Here is a 19,008-nt window from a genome sequence, read left to right on the forward strand (position 1 = left end):
ATCGATGGCAGCGAACCGCGCCCCCGAAAACCCCTATCTTGCCGCTCGACAGGAATGGAGCGAGCGATACGGTTCCTATGTAAAGGCCGCCGCTGCATGGCGGATCGTCGGCATTCTCGGCCTCACCATGGCCCTCATCGGCTTCGGATACGCAATGTATCTGAGCACTCAGGTGAAACTGGTGCCCTATATAGTCCAGGTCGACAAGCTTGGGACGTCGATGACATCAGGGTTCCCCGAACAGATCGAATATGCGGATGTGCGGGTGGTGCGCGCCTCGCTCGGCAACTTCGTGACTAGCTTTCGTTCGATCACGCCGGATGCCGTCGTGCAGAAGCAATATATCGACCGGACATACGCGCTTCTTCGAACCTCCGATCCGTCGACGCAAAAGATCAATGACTGGTTCCGGAGCAATTCACCGTTCGAGAAGGCGAAGTCCTCGACGATTGCCATCGAGGTCAACAACATCGTGGCGCTCTCGAACCAGACCTACCAGATCGACTGGACCGAATACGAACGGGACCGCAAAGGCAAGGAGATCGGCACGCGCCGGTTTCGCGGGATCGCAACGGTGACACTGACAGCGCCGCAGGACGAGGCGATCATCCGCCTCAATCCGATCGGTCTTTATGTCCGGGATTTCGACTGGACAGCGCAGCTTTAAGGGCAGGGGATTTTCAATGCGTGAGATAGGATTGATCGCAGCCGTCGGCTGCTTGGCCACACTCGTCTTTGTCAGCGGCGCTGAGGCGCAGAGCATGACAAACAATGAGGTGAAGGGCACGAATATTTCCAGGAAATGGCGCGGCACAGCCGGACTGGTGACAACCGGTCCCGACGGCAAAGTCATTTTCCTCTTCGGCGAGACACAGCCATCCGTTGTCTGCTCGCCGCTTCAGGTCTGCGATATCGAATTGCAAGGCGGCGAGATCGTCCGTGACGTTCTCGTCGGCGATACGGTGCGCTGGAAGGTCGAACCTGCGACGTCTGGCGCGACGGGCGGGCAGGCGATCCACCTGATCGTCAAGCCGTCGGAGCCGGGACTTGTGACCTCGATGGTGGTCACGACGTCGCGCCGCACCTATCACATCCAGCTCAAGTCCCATCCGAGCCAGTACATGGCGCGGGTCGGTTTCGAGTATCCGGAGGACGTCTCGACCAAGCTTGCCGACATCAATTCCCGGCTGGAGACCGGCGGAATTCCTGGAACGGCACCTGATAAACTCAACTTCTCCTACTCGGTCAGCGGGAGCGCGCCCTGGAAGCCGAAACGGGTCTACTCGGACGGCACTAAGACCTACATCCAGTTTTCGAAGTCGATCACGGGACAGGAGGCGCCGGTTCTGTTCGTCGTCAGTGGCGGCCAGAACCTCATCGTCAACTACCGCATGAAGAACGACATGATGATCGTCGACTACGCGGTCGACAAGGCGATCCTGGTCTCCGGCATCGGCTGGCGTCAGCAGAAGATCACCATCCGGCGGGGAGGCTAAACCATGCGCAAGTTTCTGATCTCCCTCATCACGGTGGCCCTTCTTTCCGGCTGCCAGACGACCGAGGATGGGTTGAGCACTAGTTCCACCCCCATCGCCGTCACCGGTCCCGCCGCAAGTGCCATTGCCGGCGATATGGCAAGCCGGCTTGCCGAGCAGATTGGTTCCGCAGGCACGACGACGATTAAGATGAAAAAAGAGTCGTCGGACTTTGCGGCCGCACTCAAGGCTGCGCTGAAAGGCTGGGGCTACACGGTCATCACCGACGGCAAGGGCGGCAAGGATGTGAAGCCGGTCGAGCTCACTTATTCGATCGATGGCGTTGATGGCCAGTTGCTCGCGCGCCTGTCAACGCCAACCATTGCCCTTGGCCGGGCCTATGCGGTAACGGCAGCGGGTGCTGTGCCGGCCAGCCCGCTTTCCATCATGCAGCGCAATTGAGGAGGCTGATATGGTCCAGTCTCTGCAGCTTGGTGCATCCAATCAGGCCGACGATCAGAAAGGCATGCGCCGTCTCAACCGGCTGCCGATTATCATCGCCATCGTCATCGTCGCGCTGTTCATTGGCGTTGTCGTGATCGGTCTGGCGTGGCGCGGACTGCCGTTCAACCGCAACAACGATCTCAACAGCGCTTCGAATACGCCGGCAACAAACTTCGGCGACCAGCTCAAGCGCGGCGTCACCGACGGCATTATTGGCGAGCCAGCGGAACGCGAAGCGTTTCAGCCGACGCCCGCCGTCGAACAGAAGGTCGAGAAGGAAACGACTGTTGTCAACCGCCGACCGACGGAATGGGAAGAGCGACGCCCGCGGATCGAATCGGAGGAGGAATGGAAGGCTCGGCTGAAGCGGGAACAGGACGAGCAATATATCCGCGAAGCCCAGCGGCAGCGGATGGCCCGGCTGCAGGCGCGGGCAACCGCTTTGGACTCGCCATTGAAGGTGGATGTTTTTGATGTGGAGAAAGCCGCCAACAACTCGACGGACACGAGTCGGCAGACGATGGCTGCGGCAGCGAATAACGCCTCGGACCTGTACGCCGCCGCAATGAAATCCGGGCTGATGGGCGAGAACCACGATCCGAACGCTCAACCGTCGAAGGAAGATTTCTTCAACCAGGATATCAAGGACCTCGGCTATCTGCCGAACCGGGTCGTGCCGCAGATGTCGGCCTTTGAGCTGAAGCGCGGTTCGGTCATTCCCGCTATCTTGATTACCGGTCTCAATTCCGACCTTCCGGGACGCATCATCGCGCAGGTCAGTCAGAATGTCTACGACAGCGCCACCGGACACCGGGTTCTCGTCCCGCAGGGCGCGAAACTCTTCGGCCGCTATGATTCAAAGGTCTCATTCAGTCAGGAGCGTGTTCTCGTCGTCTGGACCGATCTCATTTTCCCTGACGGCTCGACCTTGCAAATCGGCGGCATGGCCGGCACGGACGCGGAAGGTTACGGCGGCTTCAAGGACAAGGTCGACCGTCACTTTTTGAGAACCTTCGGTTCTGCAGCGCTGGTGGCAGTCATCGGAACCGGAATCGACATGTCGTTGCCTGAGAGTTCCACGCTTGCAATGCAGGATACGGCCTCGGATGCTGCGCGGCGTAATTTTGCGGAAGGTTTCGGTCGCGTGGCTGAACAAACAATATCCAAGAATCTGAATGTACAGCCGACGATCCGCATCCGGCCAGGCTACAAGTTCAACATTCTGGTCGATCGGGATATTGTTCTTCCATCCAGGTCTGGTTAAACCCTTCTGCACGGCTGCTATCAGGTGTCAGAAAAATTTTTCAAGTTATCGCCATCTTTTAGATTGAGAAAACTTGAGCGCCCCATAAACGTGAGTAGAGCTATCCTGCTACGACCGTGGATATGCTTCTCGACAAAGGGTACTTGTTTCACCTTAAAGAGATGGGGAGATTTCGCGGTCATAATCTGATGTCCCAAGCGACTCTGGCCGGCGGGACATTTGCACCACGAAACCAGCGGCGCGAAAAGCGCGAAGCGTGCGGCTGCCCAGGAAGACAGGAGAAGATCAGTGGCCGGAGACCTTCGCTCTCTTATCGACATGGCGGACGCCGCGCACAACAAACGTATGATCAAAAGCGCTTTGAAGAGCTTCACAAGGTCATGTGGCTTTGAGCGTTTCGCATATCTACAAAAAGAAGGCCTGGAGATCCGCACGTTCAACTCTTATCCTGAGGAGTGGCAGGCCATTTACCTCGGCGGCAAATATTCCCGCATCGACCCGGTCATTACGGAAGCCAAGCGTCGCATGAAGACGTTTTGCTGGACAGCCGACGATTGGCCAGTCCGTGGAACTTCTGAACTCAAACGCTTTCGAGACCAGGCGATCGAACATGGCATTCGCAGCGGGGTGACTATTCCCATCGAAGGAAGTTTCGGTTCCAAGATGATGCTGACATTTGCCTCGTCGGAAAAGAAGGCTGACAATTCAAAATTACAGAACGCGCAAGAAGCGATGCATGCTGTCCTGGCTGTCCATTATCGCTTGATAATCACAGCCGCGACGACAGTTCTCACACCAAAACAACTACTTTCGCAAAGAGAAGCAATGTGCCTAATGTGGGCGGCAAAGGGCAAAAAGGCCGACGTAACCGCTGACCTCATGGGTATCAGCCCGAGAACTGTGCAGCACTACCTCGACAGCGCACGTCGAAAGCTCGAGGCAGAGACCCTTCCGCAACTCATAGCCATCGCTAAGGATCGCGGGCTGGTTTGAGCGTCATTCACCACTATCAACCGGAACCTTGGGGACATAGCCAAGCGCGTCGATGATCTGGGAGAGTTCTTCCTGCTGAGCCTCGGATTTCTTTTGACGCGCGATATACTCGTCTTGCAGGCTTTTGAGTACGGCGCTGGAGACCGATGGGCTGGCAGTCGCGAGGGTCCACTCCTCGTAGACAGCTTCACCGGCGGCGAGAAGGTGGCGGTGTTCGCGGATTGCAGAAACCGCCAGCACCTCTAAATCTGGTTTCTGCATCGCATTGTAGCGAGATTCCCTTTTATTTTTTTCGACATCCGCTTCGGACGAGCTAACATCATTCATCCGCGTCTGCTCCAACTTCATTGTCTCACCGCTCCAAAACAACGTCTTTTTTGCGTCACCGCACGGCCGGTATCGCACGTGATCATACGCCCTATACCCGATGGAAGTAGATGATCAGTCGGATGAGCAATATCACATGCCCCAACGAATCGGAACTATCGTTCCTAGAACGATCATTCATATTCAGGTTCTGCTCCCGCCATGGATCTCAAGGAGGTCGTGGCGACCAACATGCGTCGAATCCGTCATGGCAAGAAACTGACGCAGGAAGAAGTGGCGCATCACTCCGGCTTGAGCGCACGTTATATTGGTAAGATCGAGCACGCCAAAGTGTCGGCAAGCATCACTGTGCTAGGCAAGATCGCGGAGGGGCTCGGCGTCGAACCCGCCGAGTTGGTGACGAAATCAAGTTGACCGGCTCATCACAGCGCGAAGTCTTATCGGCACACCCCAGCATCAACTTCCGTCTTGCCGGGTATAATCAGCGGTCGAGATAAAGGTTGGAACAGTCTTCCAGCCTCCTCTTTCATTAGCGCCCGCGAATTGATGCGCGTTGAACGCTGAAGATGGGATCGATTTCCGGCTGGGGGCGGAATCGTACGTTCCAAGAGAATCTTGGCGAAAGCACACCGGGCTGGCTCCGATTCGGGGTGAAATACACTGCGGGACGATCAAAGGCCCGAAAACTCAGGCGTCGCGGATTCGTTGGACGAAGTTTTGTACCTTCGCGAAAGCTGCCGCGAATTCAGGCCTGTCACCATAAACCATGGCACCGAGCAGTTGCGCGTAGCCCTCGGCGAACTTCTCGTCTTTGGACATGATCTCATACGCGCGGAGCGTTTCACCCCTAGGATCTGCCTTATAGGCGGGGTATTCGTCACCGTGACTTTCGACGTCTGCCTTCATCGTCTCCAAAGCAATCGCGGCGGCCTCCGCTGCATCATAGTGACCGTCGATGCGAGACAAGTCATAAACGTGACGGACAAGCGTGTGGTCGAGGTCCCCCAATCCCGAAAAAGCGAAGCCGGCCCGACGCCCGAGCGCGACGAACTTGTCCGCAGCGGTTTCGGCCAGTCGCACACATGCGACGTCTTTGGCTTCGGCATCAGCACGACTGGCCTCAGCGACAAAGGATAAGACGGAGAGCTTTTCCAGTGCGGTGCAAACAGGAAATACAGCGATCTCGATCTTGATCTCCGGCCGCAAGACGCCCTCACCCTTGGCGATAGGTTCGTAGGGCAGATCATACCGCACGTATCGGTGCTTGACGGTGAATAGTCTTGTACTTCCAGAAGCGTTTTCTGGTCTGGCTTACTTTTCAACGCGAAGCTCCGTGCGGCCGTCAGATAGCCTCCGATTGAAGCGTGCCTTTACCTTGACTGTCGGGTTCACCGGGATCTGGGTAGAGCGGCCTTCATTATAGGCTTTCGTGCTCTCACTCTGCTCCCACGGCACACCAAGCTTGTTGAGCGCCTGAAGTGCCGCACTGTGGAAACCGTTTGCGCTCAAGACCATAGGCCGACCTGTCAATCGTGACCGCATCGCTCTGGCATAGACACCGTAGCCCAACCGCATTAGAGCGCCATCATGGACCAGTGACCTGAGCGCGCGTAGAACCTGGTCCTCGCCACTGAGGTCAGCAAAATCTCGCGGAAGAAAGACATCGGTCTTCTTCGTTCTGGCGACGCGGTTCTGGATTTTCTGCTTCAGTGTCCTTGGCTGGTGCATGGTCAACTTCTTTCTGCAAACACCCGACATGCAATATATGCAAAAACCCGACACCAGACAAGGGCTCGTGGTGCATTGAAATCCGCTACTTGGCGGCTGAGCGAGGCTGTACCGGCGTCTCAGTGCGCGCATCCGCGGAAGCACACAATCATCGCCGCAATCATTTTCCTCCGATCCTGGACAGGTCGACCCGCATCTCGGCTGATCCAACGCTCTCGCTTTTCTCCACGGTTTCCGTGTGCGCGTCCGCGGCAGCTGTCTCGCTGTTGGCTTCTCCGTCCTCCGCAGACAACACGTTGTGGATCGCTACGTCTTTTCCGGGGTCCTCCGCCTGGAACACGCTGACTCCCTCGAACTCGCCCGTCTTCCAGGCATAAACCGCATCCTCGAACACCTGCGTTAGACCATCTTGGTTGATCGGGTTGCCGTACCACATGGCAGCGATCCTGAGAACCTTGGCGAACATCACCGTCCCCTTGCGGAGGTTTTCGCATTGGTCGAGCAGATCGGGCTTCAGATCGGCCACATCCTTCACACCAACACCCGCCGGAAACTGCGTCAAGCCAACGCGAACGACCGCCTGGCCGACATATTGCCTGACGATCGCCATCGCCTCGTCTGGCGATGTCGGCTTTGGAACGAGAATGAGCCTGCCACCCGACTTGACAGTAATCTCGAGAGGATTGGCCGACCCAGCGGCGGCCACGAACCGTTCGACGATTGCGGGCTTCAATGAGGGATCGGCACATTGTTGGATCAGCGCTGCGTCGAGCATGAGGTCTCCATGGCACTCAGGTGTTGAAGGAAATCACGAGGGGTTTGTCGAAGAGGCGCGCCCAGGCTTTCGCACTGGCGCGCTGGATAGCGACGATGGATGTCCCATTGGTCCACCAGCCGTTGCCGACCGCGACAATGATGTCCGGATCATGGAGCATGGATTGCAGTACCGGCCAGACGATCAGTTGCTCGTAGCAGATCAGCGGTGCTATCCGACGGCCGACGACGGTCGGGATCGGGTTTTCGAAAAAATGCGCCCGCGCGCCGCCGCTTACCCCAAGCAAGGGCCGCCACGGCTGCCACATTGAACCTGGAACCGGCATGCGCTCGCGGTAGAGGACGTGGCCGCTATTTTCATCGATCGCAACCAGCACATTGTCGTAGCCACGAGCAGCGACGACAGTCGCGCCCGCGGTGACGGTAATCTCGCTCCCCGATAGACTGTCCTTCCAGAGGCGCTCGACCGTCGGCGTCCAGAACCCCAGAGCGCTTTCAGGAAGCACAATGGTCCGTGCCTCGCCTGATGCTTGCGTCATCACCATGGCAATCAGATCACGGTGCCTGATCATGCTGACGTCGCGACCGAGCGAAGCGCCCAATTCGAGATCGACGCCACGCCACGTTTCCGGTAGCCTCGGATCGGTCCAGAATGCGGCAGACCACAGCCAAAAGCCGGAAAGAACGATTGCGACAGCGGGCCACATGCGGGTTACGAGGCCGATGAGGCCGGCTGTCGTGGCAAGGAGCCCCCACCATCCCCATCCAGCAAACAGCACGCCGGCGGCCGTGATCGGCTGCGCCCAGCCGATGATGCCGAATGGCGGGATGGCCATGAGCAAGGCTGCCGCGAGATAGCAAAACGGTCGAACACGTTCGCTTCTCGTCCACAGCGTCGCGTGGACGCCGACAAAGCCAAGCGATGCGCATAGCCAGAGCAGCAGGCCCGGCCGGAGATCCGACGCGTAGAAGGCAGCAACGCTCTGCGGCAGTCCCCGGGATGCCGCCAAAAAATAACCGGCCGCGACAAAGGTCGCTGTGAGCCTCGTTGGCGCAAGCCTCCACAAGACCGGAAATGTCAGCGCGACCGGAAGGAGAGCCACGTGGCCGCTCCACGCCACCGTTCCGGCTATGATGGAAGCAGCAATCAACAGGACTGACTGAGCGTAGTCACGGCGCATAGGTGAGTACCTGCTCAGCCAAGCCAAGGATGCCCGAGGCAGGCAGGGGACCGAAGTAGCGGGAGTCATAGGACCCCCTGAACGGTGAATGGAGAAAGACGCTTTCTTCCGGTACGACGCCCCCGGGCCATGGTGTCATTGGCCGACCCTTGCCGTCGCGCTCAGCCAGATCGGAAAACGCGATCCTGCGCCCGTCGATCGAGACGTCAGCGCCGATTTCCACATGCTGCCCGGCAACGGCGATGACCGTCTTGATGAGTGGCGCGACCCCACCCGGGCAGGTCCCAAAGCGCAGATAACCACACTCTCTCGCCAGTTGCATCCCCGGCGTTTGCGGCGGGCAAATGAACACGAGATCGCCTGGCGCCGGCGGACGATCGAGTGCCACGATCCGCCAGAGACCAATAGGTTCGCTCGGCGTCAGGTTGATCCGGTATCCGCCTATGATCGCCGCAGCCGCACTGCCAGCAACGACGAATGCTGTGACCAACAGGAGCACGACTGCGTGCGTTCGTTGAGCACGTCCGAGCCGAGGTGCAAACATTGGCGCCGTCATTTGAGAGAGAGCCCTTGGCTCTTGGTCTGGCGCAAAGTTTCCGCCTGTTTCAGCGCCACCGTCGTGCGTTCATGCGCGGCGAGCTGCTGCACCGTTCGCATCGCATTCCACGCCGATTGCATCTCGGTTTTCTGCCCGACAGTCATTCCCGCAGTGACGGCATTGAACGTCTGACCGTTGGAGTCTTTTGCAGCAAGCGGCAAGAAAGTTCGCTCGCCAAATCGCTCCGCTACGGCTCTCGAAAATCCCTCCAGCTCAGCCTTTACCATCCTGTCGGCAAGCGCGAACTCAAGGCCGGCCGGCAGGTTGCGGTCGATCGCATCGCGAACCCATTCGAGTGTTTGTTTGGCGTTGGCCGACAGCGCCGGAATATCGGTCGACACCTTTAAGCGGCCGGCGCGCTCTTCGACCTCGAACTTGCGCTCGGCTTCCGCCCGCTGCCGCAGATAGCGCTCAAGATCGCGCGCCAGCGCCGGCGCATTGGTTTCGGCCGTCTCGCGCTCCTGTTTGTCGGTGCGGCTGGCGAAAATCCTAGTCTTGCCCTTTAACGCGCCAAACTGTTCGGGCTCTGAGCGGATCGTCGCCAAGGTTGCTTTGGCAACATTTCCGTCCTTCAGCATCGCGTCAATATTGACCGCCTTGAACGCGCGCTCCGGCTCAGCGTAGACAAGATGGAAGCGGGAAGAGACTTGCTCCCACTGTTTCTTCAATCCGGGATCAGCAGTGACCCTGTCCTCGATTGCCTGATCGATCGATTTCGCAAAGGTGGTGATGCCTATGACCATCGGTCTTGTCTCCTTGAGGCTTTCCTGGTGTGGAGATTGCTGGCTCGCGCGGACGAGCCCGAGCTTGGTCGCCACGGCGGCAAGCCGCAGCCCAAGTTCCGCAAGCTTGTTCTTCTCCCTGACGGTCCATTCCAGCCGGTCGCGAACGAGCGTTCGGGCGACGGTAACGAGATTGAGGCCGCGCGCTTCAGCGAAGCGAAGAGCCTGGCGGTAGAACGGGCCCCTGTCGTAATCGAGCGTCGTTTCCTTGGCTTGTCTGCGCGACAGGATCGGGGTCAGCCCGCCGGCCTTGACGAAGGATCGCTGTCCGTAATAAACGCCGAGATCCTCGCGGTGGCGGGTCATCGCCACATAGGTCAGATGCCGGTCGAGTGAGAGCGATGCAAGCACCTTCACCCGGTCGACGGTCGCACCTTGGCTCTTGTGGATGGTCGTGGCATAGCCATGGTCGAGATTGTTGTAGAAGTGTTGTTCGACCATCACCTGGCGGCGGCGTTCGCCTTCGCCGATCTCTGCGACGATGCGGTTTTGAGCAGCTTCGACGACCTTGCCGAGCATGCCGTTCTTGACGCCGAGCGAACCCTCGTTCTTCAGGAAGACGATCTGGTCTCCCGCTGCGAAGTTGCGATTGCCATCCGCTGTCTTGAAGGTCGAACCGTCCTCGATGATCCCGCGCTCGATGAGCTTCGCACGTGCCAGTCCGTTGAGCATCCGGACATCACGACGAAGGTGCGCCAGGATCAGCGACGACCTGGCTGGATCGTAGTCACGGTCCCAGTCCGCGATGAGGTTTAAGACCGCGTCCGCCTTCAGCTCGGCGCCAATCATCTTTCCGTTTGCCCGATAGGCATCAACCGCCTTGCCGACATTGCCACGCGCAAGATCAAGCGAGGCGTCACGCATCCACTGCTCGCGCTGACGATAGATGGTTTCGAGTTCCGCATAGCCGATGCGATCGGCAACCGCACGGAAGGCCGCACCTGCTTCGATCGGCTGCAGCTGCTCGGGATCGCCAATGAGAACGAGCTTCGCGCCGGCCTTCGTCACCGCTTCGACAAACAGCGCCATCTGCCGCGACGACACCATGCCGGCCTCGTCAAGCACGAGGACAGTTCGAGCGTCGAGCTGGTTGCGTCCCTCGTTCCAGCGGAGCTCCCACGAGGACAGCGTGCGCGAGACGATGCCCGCTTCCTTCTCGAGACCCTCGGCGGCCTTGCCTGCAAGCGCGCCGCCGACGACGCGGTAACCTGCCGCTTCCCAGGCCTCGCGCGCCGCCTTCATCATCGTCGTCTTGCCGGTGCCGGCGCGGCCGATCACGGCGGCGATGCGCCCGCCACCGGCGACATGTTCGATTGCCGTTTTCTGCTCCTCGGACAGGCGGGAATGGCGCTCGAACGTCGCCTCCAGCACGGCGTCTCGCACGCCATGCGACGACCGCTCAGACAGCCAGATGGCACGATGGGCCATTGCGGCTTCGATGCGGATCATGTCCCGGGTGGTGTATTTGGCAGAAACCCGGGCGCCTGTGGCAAAGTCGATGCGTTCGCGCTCCAGACGCAGCGCTTCGGGGCTCTGCAGGATGCGGGCCATGAGGCTCTGGAACATGGCCGCATCGTCGATATAGCGGTGCAGAACTTTTGCCACGTCACGGCTATCGAAGACGCTCTTCTCGCGGGTGATCAGGTCAAGAACGATTTCCGGCCGGCGCTGGATGCGACGCGCGTTTTCGGCCCTACGCGCTTCCTGCAGTTCGAGACGCTCCAGTTCCACCGGCCTTGATACACCATCGGCTTTCCGCTCGATGGCTTTGGTGCCGGCGCCAAGGTGGATGGTTGGCGTGAGATCGAGCCCCTGCGTCTCGAACGAGCGTCCATCGATGCGGATGTCGAGACCGGCGAGCGCCAGATGCCGGTTCTGGCAGGCAAACCAGCCGTCGCGAAACGCGTTGAAATCGTCGATGCCGCCGGCCCAGAGCTCGTAGACGATCTTGCCGGCATCATTGCGGATCGGATTGCCATCCGGACCGGTGACCGCGACCTTCTTGGCGCCGAAACCGTCCTCTGTCAGCGGCCGCAAGGTCGTCATCATATGGACATGCGGATTACTGGGAGCGTCGTGGTAGACCCAGTCCGCCACCATGCCCTTTGCGGTCACGTGCCGCTCGACGAAATCCCTGACAAGCGCGATGTTCTGCTTGGGCGTCAGTTCGAGCGGCAAGGCAATGGTGACATCCTTGGCAAGCTGCGCATCGGAGCGCTTCTCGAAATCTTCGACCTTGTTCCAGAACGCTTCGGAGGCGCCGGACACCGAGCGATCGGCGATCATCGAACGCAGCCAGTCCGGCGCATCGGCGGGGATGACGAACTCTTCGTGCAGCAGGCCCTGCTTGGCGCGGTAGTCGATGACCCTTGCTTCCCGCTCGTAGTCCATCCTGGCGCAGTGCCGGTAGGCCGCCGACAGCACCGCACTGCGGCCGGAGCCGCGGGCGACGACGCTGACGGAGAAATGAGGGACGGCCACGGCGGAGTTCTCTCCCGATTGCGAACAAAATCAACAGGCTCGGCCGGAGCCACGACCCCGCCAGGGTCTCTCAGCAGCACGTCGCGTCAGCGACGTATAATTGCGCCCTTGGCAGCCGTCCTTGCGAACGGCCGGGATCATCCACCAAAACATCGCCGCTGGCGATTGTAGGATTCACAATAGTGCGTTCTGCACTCCGATCGGAAAAACTGGGTTCGTATGACAAGCTTTCTCACCAAGGAGACATCAGGAAATGAAGAAGCCATCCTCAAAAATCCGCGACGAAATCGCCAGGCTTCAGGAGCAGCTCAAGGCGGCCGAGACCCGTGAGGCCGAGCGCGTTGGCCGTATCGCGCTCAAGGCTGGCCTCGGCGAGATCGAGGTCGACGAGGCAGAGCTGCAGGCCGCCTTCGAGGATCTGGCCAAGCGGTTTCGCGGAGACCAAGGTTCGGGGAAGACCGGTTCGACCGGCAAGGCGAGGGCAGGGGCCGGTGGTGCGGTCCGCGAGCAAGCCGCAGCGGTCCCGCCTGGCGCGGCTGAGAGCAGCATTGGCGAGGCTTGAGCGAATGGCGCGCACGACCACATCCGACGCCCGCAAAAAGGACACGCGGGAAAAGATCGAGCTCGGCGGACTGATCGTCAAAGCCGGTCTTCGCTATGAGAAGCGCGCGCTGCTGCTGGGCGCGTTGATTGACCTTCGTCAACGCATCAAGGGCGACGAGGTGGAGCGATCACGGCTGCTGGCGATCGGCGCGGAGGCCTTCGGGAAGTCAGATGACTAAAATCATGCTTTTCGTCACGCCCGCGATGCTGATGGTCCTGGTTGCCATTGGACTAACCGGGATCGAACACTGGCTGGCCGGTTTTGGAAAGACGCAAGCCACACGCGAGATGCTCGGCCGCGCCGGCATCGCTCTGCCCTATCTCACGGCGGCGCTCATCGGCACTATCTTCCTGTTCGGGACTGCCGGCTCGATCCGCATCAAGTCAGCAGGATGGGGCGTCGTCGCCGGCGGTGTCAGTGTGATCCTGATCGCCGTGCTTCGCGAAACGGTGAGGCTTTCTGCATTCGTGGATCAGGTGCCACGATCGAAGTCCGTTCTGTCTTATGTCGATCCCGCAACGCTGATCGGAGCGGGGGCGGCAGCGATGGCAACCTGCTTTGCTCTGCGCGTCGCGCTCACCGGCAACGCGGCCTTCGCCAGTCCCAAGCCAAGGCGGATCCGCGGCAAGCGGGCGATGCATGGCGAGTCCGACTGGATGAAACTTGCCGACGCGGACAAGCTGTTTGCGGAAACGGGCGGTATCGTGATTGGCGAGCGATACCGTGTCGACAAGGACGGCGTCGGCTCGCTATCGTTCCGCGCCGACAATCCGCAGACATGGGGTGCCGGCGGCAGGTCGCCGCTGCTCTGCTTCGACGGCTCCTTCGGCTCCTCGCATGGCATCGTCTTTGCCGGTTCCGGCGGCTTCAAGACGACGTCGGTGACGATCCCGACAGCGCTCAAATGGGGCGGCTCGTTGATCGTTCTCGATCCGTCGAACGAGGTGGCGCCGATGGTCTCGGCCCATCGCGCGAGCGCGGACCGCGACGTCTTTGTGCTCGATCCGAAGAACACGGCGACCGGTTTCAATGCGCTCGACTGGATCGGGCAGTTCGGCGGCACGAAAGAAGAGGATATCGCATCCGTCGCCTCGTGGATCATGAGCGATAGCGGCGGCGCGCGCGGCGTGCGCGACGATTTCTTCCGCGCCTCGGCTTTGCAGCTGCTCACCGCGCTGATCGCCGATGTCTGCCTCTCCGGCCACACGGCGACGAGCGACCAGACGCTGCGGCAGGTACGCAGGAATCTGTCCGAACCCGAGCCGCAGTTGCGCCAGCGCTTGCAGGAAATCTACGACAATTCCAACTCGGACTTCGTCAAGGAGAATGTCGCAGCCTTCGTCAACATGACGTCCGAAACCTTTTCCGGCGTCTATGCCAATGCCGTGAAGGAGACCCACTGGCTTTCCTACGCGAACTATGCCGCGCTGGTGTCGGGAACGACGTTTTCGACGAGCGATCTTGCCGCGGGAAATACGGACGTCTTCATCAATGTCGACCTCAAGACGCTTGAGACGCATGCGGGCATCGCACGCGTCATCATCGGGGCTTTCCTCAACGCGATCTACAATCGCGATGGCACGATGAAGGGCAGGGCGCTCTTTCTCCTCGATGAGGTGGCAAGGCTCGGCTATATGCGGATCCTGGAGACGGGGCGCGACGCGGGCCGCAAGTACGGCATCACGCTTGTCATGATCTATCAGTCGATCGGCCAGATGCGCGAAACCTATGGCGGCCGCGACGCCGCCAGCAAGTGGTTCGAAAGCGCGAGCTGGATCTCTTTTGCGGCAATCAACGATCCCGAAACCGCGGACTACATCTCGCGCCGTTGCGGCATGACGACGGTCGAGATCGATCAGGTCAGTCGCAGTTTCCAGGCGAAAGGCTCCTCGCGCACGCGATCGAAACAGCTGGCGGCGCGACCGCTGATCCAGCCGCACGAAGTGCTTCGCATGCGGGCAGACGAGCAGATCGTGTTCACGGCAGGAAACGCGCCGCTCCGGTGCGGTCGCGCGATCTGGTTCCGGCGCGACGACATGAAGGCGTGCGTCGGCGAGAATAGGTTTCAATCGGAGAAAACATGATAGGGTCGTAGGTATCACTCTTTTGGCGTTGTAATCGCACACCTCGCTTCACGCTGAGATACATCGCAGCGAAACGGTGTGAGGGACGATTGGGACGCCACCCCGGAACATCAATTGAGCCCATACCATGCACCATGGGACCGGCACCGTGTAGTTTCGGGTGACTCTGCTCCGCCAGCGCTTTCATGTGATCCTTGATCGTATCGGGCTGGTACCCGTAGCGCGGGCTGTTTCCATTACGTGTCGCGCCCCATTTCCAACCAATAAGCATTGGTAGCTTGCGAGCTACTCATCACTACCATGAATCAATTGCAGCTAACCGATTCATAAGTCTCATTGGACGCAACGACGAAGATCAACGATTCTGATCCCATGATCTTGCAGCCTTATCATTTCTATATCGAGCGCACCGATGCCTCAAGGAACATGGCACGTTACTATGCCATGTCGATCGAACCCAATCTGTTTGGCGACATCTGTCTCTTGCGTAAGTGGGGCCGCATCGGATCGAACGGGCAAATGATGGTCCATCATTTCGGCCGGGAAGACGAGGCGGTTGGGCTATTTCTCGATCTCCTCCGGCAGAAACGAAAGCGCGGCTATCGCCCGCGGGCTGTGAAAGCGACATGAGAAAGGCTTCTTGGGTGTCTCTGGCGACGCGACTATCGCGCCTGCGTAAGTGCAAATCCAGCATTTACAGCATTGCTGGGTGTTCCAGAATTTCGGCCCCGCCTGGTGGCGGGGCCTTGGCCGGTCAATCCCGGTTGGGGCGAGACCAGATCAGTTGGTAGCCGTCTTCGCTTTCGACATCGGCGAGTGTTGCGTAGATCGGAGTCGGGAAGCTCGGGTCGTCCAGCTTGACCGAGAGGTAGTCGCGGTCCGTCTGCTCGGAGCGCTTCTGCCAGGCGGCACCCAGCTCGACGTTATGCGGTGCACCGCATAACGTCGATTATGCGTAGTCCGTTGTTATGCGGAGTGGGGCGATTTAGGCATCTGTTTTTTCTGAACTATTGCCCCGGTATACTCCGCATAATTCCGGCCTGAAAATGAGCGTGAGGCATTTACTACGTCGCTTATGCGTGAGCATTCTTTGGTTTATGTTGATTGGCGACGGAAACCTTATGTGATGGGCAGCGACGTTGGCGGGCGAGGATGAAGTTGCGCAGGAAATAGCGCGTATTCGACGGCGTCTGACTGATTTGGATGCCGAGCGCGTTGAGCTTGAGCACGCCCTTGAAACGTTTGAACGAAAACTTGCCTCCACGGACCGCACTGCGGAACCGGCTCTTTTTGCCGATGCGCCAGTCACCAACAACTCGCCGTCGGTAGAGAAGGTGGAGTTGTTTCGTCGCCTGTTTGCCGGACGGCCCGATGTTTTCCCGGTGCGATGGGAAAACAGGAAGGCGGGCCGCTCGGGATATTCTCCTGCATGTTCCAACGAGTGGGCGAAGGGAATCTGCGGCAAGCCGAAGGTGAAATGCGGGGAATGCCCGCATCAGGCTTTTATTCCGCCGTCCGAGGACATCATCGAAAAGCACCTTCGCGGCGGCGATGCCCGCTCTGGCGACTTTGTGGCCGGGGTGTATCCGTTGCTGCAAGACGAGAAATGCTGGTTCCTTGCAGCCGACTTCGACAAGGAAAGCTGGGCTGATGACACGAGCGCATTGCTGGACACCTGTCGTGCAAAAGGAATCGCCGCCGCTCTTGAGCGATCGAGATCAGGCAATGGTGGCCATGTTTGGATATTCTTCTCCGAACCTGTTCCGGCCAGGATCGCCCGACAACTGGGTGCGGCACTGATCACGGAGACGATGGAGAACCGCCCCGAGATCGGCTTTACCTCCTATGATCGTTTCTTTCCCAATCAGGATACGATGCCGCTTGGTGGCTTCGGCAATCTGATTGCGCTTCCCCTGCAACGGAAAGCGCGCGAAAGCGGCAACAGCGTTTTTGTCGATGACAAATTGCGACCTTACGATGACCAGTGGGCCTACCTGTCGTCTTTGCCCAGGGTATCGGCGGACATCGTCTTCAGGATCGCAGATGAAGCTGAATTGTCGGGGCGGGTCTTGGGCGTCCGGATGCCGGTCGATGACGAACACGCCGATGAGCCGTGGAAAATGTTGCCGTCACGTCGCAGTGAGCCACGGCGAATAGAAGCAGCGATCCCCCAAAGCATAAAGGTTGTGGTCGCCGATCAAGTTTATATCGACAGGACGGAGCTTCCGCCGCCCTTGATTACGCAATTCATTCGTCTGGCGGCTTTCCAGAACCCGGAATTTTATCGTGCGCAGGCCATGCGCTTGCCGACATTCGGCAAGCCTCGGGTCATCTCATGCGCCGAGCTCCATCCGCGGCATGTCGCATTGCCACGAGGCTGCCTCGACGAGGCAATCGCACTCATCGAAAGCCACGGCGCCATTGCCATTTTGGACGATCATCGTGAAATCGGCATGGCGCTTCCCGCGGACGTTTCCTTCCAGGGCGAATTGCGACGGCCGCAGTCGAGGGCTTTCGACGCACTTGCCGCCCACGACACCGGCGTGCTTGCCGCGACAACGGCCTTCGGCAAGACTGTTGTGGCAGCGGCGCTCATAGCACATCGAGCCCGGAACACGCTCATCCTGGTCCATCGGCGCGAGCTACTCAATCAATGGGTAGAGCGCCTTGGATCGTTCTTGAAGATTGACCCGAAGCAAATCGGAATAGTTGGTGGGGGCAAGAGAAAACCGAAGGGCGTCATCGATGTAGCCCTGATCCAGAGCCTCGTGCGAAATGGAGAAGTCGCCGATCTTGTCGCCGATTACGGTCATCTGGTTGTCGATGAATGTCATCATATATCCGCAGCAAGTTTTGAGCTCGTGGCTCGCCGGTCAAAGGCGCGGTACGTTGTGGGGCTGTCCGCAACTGTTGCTCGCAAGGACGGGCACCATCCGATTATCTTCATGCAGTGCGGCGCCGTTCGTCACCGTGTCGATGCGAGGGTCCAGGCTGCAGAGCGTGGCATCCGTCACCGTGCCCGGGATCGCTCGACAAAATTCGAATTGCCGCCGCCCCTGGCATCGGTCGAAAGACCATCGATGCCCGCGATATATGCTGCTCTGGCGCAGGACAGGCGACGAAACGAGCTTATCTTCGACGACGTTCTGAAGTCGCTGGAGGCAAAACGATCGCCAGTTGTGCTGACCGAGCGAAAAGATCACCTCGATGAACTGCAGCAGCGGTTCTCACCCTTTGTGAAAAACCTTGTGGTATTGCGTGGCGGCATGTCTGCAGGCGAGCGAAAAATGGCCGAAACAGCACTGCGCGCGCCGGATGACCAGGAGCGCCTTATTATAGCGATTGGCCGCTATATTGGCGAAGGCTTCGACGACGCCAGACTCGACACCCTGTTCCTGACGATGCCCATCGCCTGGAAAGGAACCTTGGCGCAATATGTTGGGCGCCTTCATCGCCAGCATGACGGTAAAAAGGATGTGCTGGTCGTTGACTACGTCGATGACACCGTGCCGGTTCTGGCCCGGATGGCTGCGAAACGACGCGCGGGTTATCGCGCACTTGGCTATGTGATCGAGTAGCGGCGGCCCTGTTTTGGAGCCGCCGCGAGCTTGTCCGGTCAGCGGGACCAGACGAGAGCGTATTCGTCATCGCCGTCAATGAGATTGGCGTAGATCGGCGCCGGGAAGGACGGGTCGTCGAGCTTGACCGAGTGGTAGGGCGTGTTCTCTTTCGAGGTGCGGCGCCATGCGGCACCTATCTCGACATTGCCCACGACCACCCTGAGGTCGGGGGCCTTTTCGTTTGTGGAGGCGTCGGCTGGAACAAGCCGTGCTTTGACGTTGAAGGCGAGCGTTCTGATGGAGCCGACGAACACGCCGTCTTCGCCGCGGGTGAAGGAACCGATCTGAGCCATGATAATCTCCGTTTGCTGTTTCAAGCCCGCGACCACCGCGGCCTTGATGGCGGTCCTTGAGCGCCGGGGCGGCCGACCTGCAGCCAAAGGCCCGTAGCGAAGCGAAGGACGGCAGAAGGCGATCTTGTTGTTGCGCGAGGAAGCCAACCCTTGCGGTTGGCGGGGAAGAAGATCGCCGAGCCGTTGCGGGGACCAGGCCGGGTCGTGAAGCGACCGCACCCTGGGGCGCGATCCGACAGCAAAAAAGGCCCGCGTGGTTGCGGACGCTCGGTACGGTTTTACGGAGATGCTGGCTCAGCG

19 protein-coding genes and 1 pseudogene are annotated in these 19,008 nt (G+C 59.5%); 11 read left to right on the forward strand and 9 right to left on the reverse strand.

The window, feature by feature from the left end; translation table 11 throughout:
• Window positions 1-4 precede the first annotated feature (4 nt).
• From LB462_RS16115 to LB462_RS16135, 5 genes are all read left to right on the forward strand, one after another.
• Window positions 5-667 (forward strand): conjugal transfer protein TrbF, encoded by a 663-nt coding sequence (locus LB462_RS16115; protein ID WP_224509867.1) that lies wholly within the window; start codon window positions 5-7, stop codon window positions 665-667.
• A gap of 16 nt (window positions 668-683) precedes the next feature.
• Entirely contained in the window at window positions 684-1,496 is an 813-nt protein-coding gene (gene trbG, locus LB462_RS16120) for a P-type conjugative transfer protein TrbG (protein WP_224509871.1), read from the forward strand.
• A gap of 3 nt (window positions 1,497-1,499) precedes the next feature.
• A complete protein-coding gene (gene trbH / locus LB462_RS16125) occupies window positions 1,500-1,937 on the forward strand; it encodes a conjugal transfer protein TrbH (RefSeq protein WP_224509873.1) in 438 nt (145 codons plus the stop codon).
• A gap of 10 nt (window positions 1,938-1,947) precedes the next feature.
• Window positions 1,948-3,243 carry an IncP-type conjugal transfer protein TrbI gene (trbI, locus tag LB462_RS16130; protein WP_224509876.1) on the forward strand — a complete coding sequence of 432 codons (1,296 nt, stop codon included), beginning with the start codon at window positions 1,948-1,950 and terminating at the stop codon, window positions 3,241-3,243.
• 288 nt (window positions 3,244-3,531) lie between these two features.
• On the forward strand, window positions 3,532-4,236 hold the full coding sequence (locus LB462_RS16135) for an autoinducer binding domain-containing protein (protein WP_224509879.1): 705 nt from the start codon (window positions 3,532-3,534) through the stop codon (window positions 4,234-4,236).
• Window positions 4,237-4,239: 3 nt separating this feature from the next.
• Here the strand turns inward: LB462_RS16135 and LB462_RS16140 are convergent, their stop codons facing one another.
• Complete coding sequence (locus LB462_RS16140) at window positions 4,240-4,563, reverse strand: transcriptional repressor TraM (RefSeq protein WP_224509954.1); 324 nt, start codon at window positions 4,561-4,563, stop codon at window positions 4,240-4,242.
• A gap of 201 nt (window positions 4,564-4,764) precedes the next feature.
• Between LB462_RS16140 and LB462_RS16145 the strand changes: the two genes are divergently transcribed.
• Window positions 4,765-4,977 (forward strand): helix-turn-helix domain-containing protein, encoded by a 213-nt coding sequence (locus LB462_RS16145; RefSeq protein ID WP_224509882.1) that lies wholly within the window; start codon window positions 4,765-4,767, stop codon window positions 4,975-4,977.
• A gap of 273 nt (window positions 4,978-5,250) precedes the next feature.
• Here LB462_RS16145 and LB462_RS16150 read toward each other — a convergent pair whose 3' ends face one another.
• From LB462_RS16150 to traA, 6 genes are all read right to left on the reverse strand, one after another.
• Window positions 5,251-5,817, reverse strand: a complete 567-nt coding sequence (locus tag LB462_RS16150; protein ID WP_224509885.1) for a nucleotidyl transferase AbiEii/AbiGii toxin family protein — start codon at window positions 5,815-5,817, stop codon at window positions 5,251-5,253.
• A 57-nt stretch (window positions 5,818-5,874) separates the two neighbouring features.
• Window positions 5,875-6,291, reverse strand: a complete 417-nt coding sequence (locus LB462_RS16155; protein ID WP_224509888.1) for a DUF6088 family protein — start codon at window positions 6,289-6,291, stop codon at window positions 5,875-5,877.
• A gap of 160 nt (window positions 6,292-6,451) precedes the next feature.
• Entirely contained in the window at window positions 6,452-7,066 is a 615-nt protein-coding gene (locus tag LB462_RS16160; protein WP_224509891.1) for a TraH family protein, read from the reverse strand.
• A 16-nt stretch (window positions 7,067-7,082) separates the two neighbouring features.
• On the reverse strand, window positions 7,083-8,246 hold the full coding sequence (locus tag LB462_RS16165) for a conjugal transfer protein TraB (protein ID WP_224509894.1): 1,164 nt from the start codon (window positions 8,244-8,246) through the stop codon (window positions 7,083-7,085).
• Window positions 8,236-8,790: a conjugative transfer signal peptidase TraF gene (traF, locus tag LB462_RS16170; RefSeq protein WP_224509898.1), complete on the reverse strand. Its 555-nt coding sequence runs from the start codon at window positions 8,788-8,790 to the stop codon at window positions 8,236-8,238. The genes LB462_RS16165 and traF overlap by 11 nt, the downstream gene beginning before the upstream one ends.
• An 8-nt stretch (window positions 8,791-8,798) precedes the next feature.
• Window positions 8,799-12,107: a Ti-type conjugative transfer relaxase TraA gene (gene traA / locus LB462_RS16175; protein ID WP_224509901.1), complete on the reverse strand. Its 3,309-nt coding sequence runs from the start codon at window positions 12,105-12,107 to the stop codon at window positions 8,799-8,801.
• A 253-nt stretch (window positions 12,108-12,360) separates the two neighbouring features.
• Between traA and traC the strand changes: the two genes are divergently transcribed.
• The 4 genes from traC (at window position 12,361) to LB462_RS16195 (ending at window position 15,425) form a co-directional block, all read left to right on the forward strand.
• Window positions 12,361-12,669 (forward strand): conjugal transfer protein TraC, encoded by a 309-nt coding sequence (gene traC / locus LB462_RS16180; RefSeq protein ID WP_224509903.1) that lies wholly within the window; start codon window positions 12,361-12,363, stop codon window positions 12,667-12,669.
• A gap of 4 nt (window positions 12,670-12,673) precedes the next feature.
• Window positions 12,674-12,889: a type IV conjugative transfer system coupling protein TraD gene (gene traD, locus LB462_RS16185; protein ID WP_224509906.1), complete on the forward strand. Its 216-nt coding sequence runs from the start codon at window positions 12,674-12,676 to the stop codon at window positions 12,887-12,889.
• Window positions 12,882-14,795, forward strand: a complete 1,914-nt coding sequence (traG, locus tag LB462_RS16190; protein ID WP_224509909.1) for a Ti-type conjugative transfer system protein TraG — start codon at window positions 12,882-12,884, stop codon at window positions 14,793-14,795. Before traD ends, traG begins: the two co-directional genes overlap by 8 nt.
• A 372-nt stretch (window positions 14,796-15,167) precedes the next feature.
• A complete protein-coding gene (locus LB462_RS16195; protein ID WP_224509911.1) occupies window positions 15,168-15,425 on the forward strand; it encodes a WGR domain-containing protein in 258 nt (85 codons plus the stop codon).
• 124 nt (window positions 15,426-15,549) lie between these two features.
• On the opposite strand, the pseudogene LB462_RS16200 reads toward LB462_RS16195, so the two are convergent.
• A pseudogene (locus LB462_RS16200) lies at window positions 15,550-15,717 on the reverse strand (DUF736 domain-containing protein); the annotation flags it as partial.
• A 217-nt stretch (window positions 15,718-15,934) separates the two neighbouring features.
• On the opposite strand from LB462_RS16200, the gene LB462_RS16205 reads away from it, so the two are divergent.
• Window positions 15,935-18,373 (forward strand): TOTE conflict system archaeo-eukaryotic primase domain-containing protein, encoded by a 2,439-nt coding sequence (locus LB462_RS16205; RefSeq protein WP_224509915.1) that lies wholly within the window; start codon window positions 15,935-15,937, stop codon window positions 18,371-18,373.
• 38 nt (window positions 18,374-18,411) lie between these two features.
• Here the strand turns inward: LB462_RS16205 and LB462_RS16210 are convergent, their stop codons facing one another.
• The gene (locus LB462_RS16210) at window positions 18,412-18,708 is read right to left on the reverse strand and encodes a DUF736 domain-containing protein (protein ID WP_224509918.1); all 297 of its coding nucleotides are present in this window, start codon (window positions 18,706-18,708) and stop codon (window positions 18,412-18,414) included.
• Window positions 18,709-19,008: the final 300 nt, after the last annotated feature.

This window comes from Phyllobacterium chamaecytisi, assembly GCF_020164455.1.
Classification (GTDB): Bacteria; Pseudomonadota; Alphaproteobacteria; order Rhizobiales; family Rhizobiaceae; genus Phyllobacterium; species Phyllobacterium chamaecytisi.